3 protein-coding genes are annotated in these 5,499 nt (G+C 68.2%); 1 reads left to right on the plus strand and 2 read right to left on the minus strand.

Annotation, left to right across the window (positions count from 1 at the left end; all coding sequences use genetic code 11):
• Positions 1-578 (minus strand): response regulator (locus BMG07_RS39685; protein ID WP_198089068.1); only part of this gene is annotated, 578 nt, incomplete at its 3' end.
• Positions 556-3,948: an ATP-binding protein gene (locus tag BMG07_RS39690; protein ID WP_269759869.1), complete on the minus strand. Its 3,393-nt coding sequence runs from the start codon at positions 3,946-3,948 to the stop codon at positions 556-558. The genes BMG07_RS39690 and BMG07_RS39685, both read right to left, overlap by 23 nt.
• Before the next feature lie 256 nt (positions 3,949-4,204).
• On the opposite strand from BMG07_RS39690, the gene urtA reads away from it, so the two are divergent.
• On the plus strand, positions 4,205-5,476 hold the full coding sequence (urtA, locus tag BMG07_RS39695; protein ID WP_198089070.1) for an urea ABC transporter substrate-binding protein: 1,272 nt from the start codon (positions 4,205-4,207) through the stop codon (positions 5,474-5,476).
• Positions 5,477-5,499: the final 23 nt, after the last annotated feature.

The following is a 5,499-nucleotide window of genomic DNA, read 5'->3' on the forward strand; positions in this document are numbered from 1 at the left end:
GCCGCCAGCGCCGGTTCGAGCGACGCGGGCAGCAGCCCCGGCGCCACCGGGTCTTCGAGCGCATGCAGCCACAGCGCGGCCTGCGGCGAGCGCCACGCGATGCGCCCGCGCGTATCGACGAACACCACGCCCATGCCGGCCACGTCGACCGCGTCGCGCGCCATGCGCGTGATGCGGGCGTTGCGCGCATGCGTGTGCAGCCGCGCCAGCACCTCTTGCGCACGGATGGGCTTGACCACGTAGTCGACACCGCCGCACTCGAAGCCCTCGACCACGTGCGCGGTCTCCGACAAGCCCGTCATGAACAGCACCGGGATGTGCGCGAGCGCCGGGTCGGCCTTGATGCGGCGGCAGGTCTCGAAGCCCGAGAGGCCGGGCATCAGGCCGTCGAGCAGGATCGCGTCGGGCACCACCAGCTCGAGCCGCTGGAGCGCAGCCTCGCCGTCGGCCGCCACCAGCACGGTGTAGCCGCTGGCCTCCAGCGTGTCGCACAGCATGCCCAGGCTGCTGGGCGCGTCGTCGACCACCAGCACCACGGGGCGTTCGGCGGGCGATTCAAGGGGCGAGGGTGTCTGCATCTTCTGCCAGTGCGTTGCGGAGGTTGTCGAGTTCGAAGCGCGTGGCCATGCCGCGCAGCCAGGTGCAGGTGGTGGCCGCCGAGGGCGATGCGGCGGCCAGCCGGTCGAGCGCCGTGTGCAGGCCGCGCACATGGCCCATCTGCACCAGGCGCATGAGTTCGGCGCGGTCGTCTTCCGACAGCGCGAGCTGGCGCGGGCGCGGCGGCGTGTCGTCGTCGGCGACGGGCGGCGGCGTGTCGCTGGCCAGCAGCCATTCGAGGCCGAGGTGCCGCTCCAGCGTGGCGATGAGTTCCGACTCGATCACCGGTTTGCCGACGAAGGCCTGGCAGCCCGCCGCCTGCAGCCGGTCGGCCTGGTTCTCGAACATGTTGGCCGAGACGATGACGATCGGGATGTCGTGGAAGCCCGCCGCGCGCACCGACGTGGCGGTCTGCCAGCCGTCCATGTCGTCCATCGTCAGGTCCAGCAGGATGGCCGAGGGCAGCTCTTCGCGCAGGCTGTCGAGGCACTCGGTGCCGCTGGCGGCCTCGCGCACGTCGAAGCCCAGCGGCGCGAGCATGCCGGCCAGCATCTGCCGCTGCACCGGCTGGTCGTCGACCACCAGCAGTGTGCGGCGCGCGCCCAGGTAGCCCGACACCGGCTGGCGCAGGGCGCCGGCCTTGGCCTGCGGGCCGGGGTCGGCCACCGCGCGCAGGTACACGCGCACGCTGAAGGTGCTGCCCGCCGACGAGGTCTGCGCAAGCTTGAGCTCGCCGCCCATCAGCGACGTGAGCAGCCCGGTGATCGTCAGGCCCAGCCCCGTGCCCGGCTCGCCGCGCCGGCGGCCCGCCGCGCCGCGCTCGAAGGGCAGGAAGATGCGCTGGTGGTCCTGCGGCGCCACGCCGATGCCGGTGTCGACCACGTCGAAGCGCAGCACTTCGCGGCGCGCATCGACATGCAGCGTGACCGTGCCGCTGTCGGTGAAGCGCACGGCATTGGCCAGCAGGTTGATGAGGATCTGCCGCAGCCACTTGGCGTCCGCATGCACCCACGGCGGCAGCCGGCCGGCGTGCGTGTAGACGAAAGCCAGGCCCTTGTTCTCGGCCTGCGGCCGCACCATGTGCACGAGCTGGTCCAGAAAGGCCGGCAGCGCGAGCGGCGCCGGCTCCAGCTGCAGCCGGCCGGCCTCGATGCGCGCCAGGTCGAGCAGGCCGTCGATGAGCCCGAGCATGTGCTCGCCGCTGCGGTGGATGGTCTGCACCGCGTCGCGCGGCGGCGACACGGCATCGCCTTTCAGCAGGATCTGCGAATAACCCAGGATGCTGTTGAGCGGCGTGCGCAGCTCATGCGTCATGCCGGCCACGTAGCGCGTCTTGGCCTGGTTCGCGGCCTCGGCGGCTTCCTTGGCGGTTTGCAGCGCGGCGTCGGTGCGGCGGTGCGCCTCGATCTCGAGTGCGAGCAGGTTGTTGTGGCGGCTCGATTCTTCCTGCGCCATCTGCCGGCTCTCGCTGCCCAGCACCACCCACCACGCGGCCACCGCGACCACCACCGACAGCAGCGCGAACACCTTCAGGAAGGGCATGGCCAGCGCCGCGTTGCCGGTGCCCGTGATGGCTTCCTGTGCATAGACCACGCCGACCACCGTGGCCAGCAGCGCGATCAGCGACGCGGCCACCAGCAGGTAGTGCGCCACGCGAAAGTTCAGCCGCGCCGACAGCGCCGGCGGCAGCAACGCCTGCAGCCAGCCGCTCATCTGGTCGGCCGCGCGCGAATCGGTCTTGCAGCGGTCGTGGCAGCGCGATTCGAGCGTGCAGCACAGCGAGCAGATCGGCGCGCTGTAGGCCGGGCAGTGCGCCATGTCTTCCGACTCGAAGCTGTTGTCGCACACCGAGCACTTCACGCTCTGGCCCGGCGCCCAGCGGTCGATGTCGGTGCGCGCCAGGTAGTAGCGCCCGCGCGTGCGCCACGCCAGCAGCGGCGACACGAGCATGGCCGTGGCCAGCGCGATGAACGGCGAGAAGGCCTTTGCCCACTGGCCCAGCGCGCCCGAGTACGCCAGCATGGCCAGCGCCGCCGCCACCAGCATGGCCACCAGCCCCACCGGGTTGATGTCGTACAGGTGCGCGCGCTTGAACTCGATGGTCTTCGGGCTCCAGCCCAGCGGCTTGTTGATGACCAGGTCGGCCACCAGCGCGCCGACCCAGGCAATGGCGATGTTGCTGTAGAGCCCGAGCACGCGCTCCAGCGCGCCGAACACGTCGAGCGTCATCAGCAGCACCGCGATGGCGACGTTGAACACCAGCCACACCACGCGCCCCGGATGGCTGTGCGTGAGCCGCGCGAAGAAGTTCGACCACGCCAGCGAACCCGCATACGCATTGGTGAGGTTGATCTTCATCTGCGAGATCACCACGAAGAGCACCGTGACGGCCAGCACCCAGGCCGGATCGCGCAGCACGTACGAGAAGCCCGTGAGGTACATCTGCGTAGGCTCGATGGCGTGCGTGAACGTGATCTCGTGCTGCAGCGCCAGGAACGCGAGGAACGCGCCGCCCATCATCTTGAGCATGCCCGGCACGATCCACCCCGGCCCGGCCACCAGCACCGCGGTCCACCAGCGGCGGCGGTTGGCGGCGGTCTTCTCGGGCAGGAAGCGCAGGTAGTCGACCTGCTCGCCGATCTGCACCACCAGCGAGAAGGCCACGGCCGCCGCGGCGCCGAACATCAGCGGGTCGAAGCCGCTGCTTTGCGACACGCGCCCGCTCAGGCTGGTGAAGTCGGCAAGCAGCTCGGGCTTCTTCAGCATCACGGCCGCGAAGGGGCAGACGAACAGCGCGATCCAGATCGGCTGCGTCCACAACTGCAGCCCCGAAATGAGCGTGATGCCGCGCGCCACCAGCGGAATGATGACGATCGACGACACCACGTACAGCAGCGGCAGCGGCCAGTCCAGGTACATCTTCAGCGCCAGCGCAAGGATGGCGGCCTCCAGCGCGAAGAAGATGAAGGTGAAGCTCGCGTAGATCAGCGAGGTGAGCGTGGAGCCCAGGTAGCCGAAGCCCGCGCCGCGCGTGAGCAGGTCCATGTCGACGCCGTGCCGCGCCGCGTAATACGAGATGGGCAGGCCCGTGAGAAAAGTGATGAGCCCCACCACCAGGATGGCCCACAGCGCGTTCGAGAACCCGTAGCTCAGCGCGATGACCCCGCCGATGGCTTCCAGCGCCAGGAACGAGGTGGCGCCGAAGGCCGCGTTGGCCACGCGGAACTCCGACCACTTGCGAAAGCTGCGCGGCGTGTAGCGCAGCGCGTAGTCCTCCAGCGTTTCGTTCGCGACCCAGGCGTTGTAGTCGCGGCGGATGCGGTAGATCTTCTGTCCGGAGACGGATTGCATGGCGGGTTCTCGCGGCGGCGGCATGGGCATGAGGCGGGTAGAGCAAGAAGCGCTCCCTGCGCCTTTCTTCCGGTTTCTTCCGGCGTGGCCGTGCTCGCGAGTCTGCGGGCAGGGCAGGTTCCCGCCGCTACGTTGAATGACGTATTCGCGCAAACCCGGGTGATTTCTAAAGTACCAGCCATGGTGCTCGCAGCACCTTCCGACGCACTGCGATGGTGCGCGGCCCACCCGTTTTTCAACTGCCTGGAGTTTCCTGATGTCGCGTGATTCCGATCCTTCTTCTCTCGATGCCCTGGCACTGCGCCGCCGCCGTCTGCTGCAGGGCGCCGCCGCGCTGCCAGTGATGGGCCTGAGCGGCCTGAGCTTCGGCCAGTCGGCGCAGTTCCCCACGGCCAAGGTCAACACCACCAAGCTCGCCGTGACCGACACCGAAGTGACGGTGGGCCAGCTGCATTCGTCGACCGGCACCATGGCCATTTCGGAGACCGGCTCGATCCAGGCCGAGCAGCTGGCCATCGACCAGATCAACGCCATGGGCGGCGTGCTGGGCCGCAAGATCAAGGTCATCAAGGAAGACGGCGCCTCCGACTGGCCCACCTTCGCCGAGAAGTCGAAGAAGCTGCTGGTCAACGACCACTGCGCGGCCGTGTTCGGCTGCTGGACCAGCGCCTCGCGCAAGGCCGTGCTGCCGGTGTTCGAGAAAGAGAACGGCCTCTTGTACTACCCCACCTTCTACGAAGGCCTGGAGCAGAGCAAGAACGTGATCTACACGGGGCAAGAAGCCACGCAGCAGATCATCTGGGGGCTGGACTGGGGCGCCAAGGAGAAGAAGGCCAAGACCTTCTTCCTGGTGGGCTCCGACTACATCTGGCCGCGCACCTCGATGAAGATCGCGCGCAAGCACATCGAGAACTTCCAGAAGGGCTCCGTGAAGGGCGAGGAGTACTACCCGCTGGGCCACACCAACTTCAACTCGCTGATCAACAAGATCAAGGTCGCCAAGCCCGACTGCATCTTCGCGGCCGTGGTGGGCGGCTCCAACGTGGCCTTCTACAAGCAGCTCAAGGCCGCGGGCATCACGGGCGACAAGCAGTTCCTGCTGACGCTGGCCGTGACCGAAGACGAAATGACCGGCGTGGGCGGCGAGAACTTCGCGGGCTTCTACTCGTCGATGAAGTACTTCCAGACGCTGGACAACCCGAACAACAAGAAGTTCGTGGAGGCCTTCAAGGCCAAGTACGGCAAGGACGCGGTGATCGGCGACGTGACGCAGGCGGGCTACCTGGGCCCGTGGCTGTGGAAGGCGGCGGTCGAGAAGGCGGGCAGCTTCGACGTGGACAAGGTCGTGGCGGGCTCGCCCGGCATCGAGCTGAAGACGGCGCCGGAAGGCTACGTGAAGCTGGACGCGAACCACCACCTGTGGAGCAAGGCGCGCATCGGGCAAGGGCAGCTGGACGGGACGTTCAAGGTGGTGGCGGAATCGGCGGAGTTGATCAAGCCGGATCCGTTTCCGAAGGGCTACCAGTAAGCCTTGCCTCGCCTCGCATTTCT

The organism is Variovorax sp. E3, from assembly GCF_016082275.1.
Lineage (GTDB): Bacteria > Pseudomonadota > Gammaproteobacteria > Burkholderiales > Burkholderiaceae_C > Variovorax.